Origin of the sequence: Brachymonas moutaii (nom. illeg.), assembly GCF_049977365.1 — a bacterium.
In the GTDB taxonomy this organism is placed as follows: domain Bacteria; phylum Pseudomonadota; class Gammaproteobacteria; order Burkholderiales; family Burkholderiaceae_C; genus Brachymonas.
This window is the reverse complement of record NZ_JBNGEN010000050.1, coordinates 1-239: the sequence shown is the minus strand read 5'-3', so window position 1 is coordinate 239 and position 239 is coordinate 1. Positions and strand designations below refer to the sequence as shown.

At 65.7% G+C, this 239-nt stretch carries 1 protein-coding gene; it reads left to right on the top strand.

Going from position 1 to position 239, the window contains the following annotated elements; translation table 11 throughout:
• Positions 1-239 (top strand): peptidoglycan-binding domain-containing protein (locus tag ACP2WS_RS11375; RefSeq protein WP_426460867.1); only part of this gene is annotated, 239 nt, incomplete at both ends.

Sequence of the window (239 nt, the reverse complement as noted above, 5' to 3'; positions counted from 1 at the left end):
CCCCAAACCGAGCACGCCTTGCGCTCCTTTCAGGCCGATCATCATTTGCGCGTCGATGGCATAGCCGGGCCCCATACGCTCAAGGCCCTGGAGACTGCGATGGCGCATCATGCCCAGGCAACCCCCTCCCACTCACATGCCTCCCAGCCCGAGCACTCCGAGGTGTCCGCACTGTCCCGGCATGCCGATTCCCGCATCGCGGCCTTCCACGACCGTGTGCAGCATGAGCCGACTCTGGG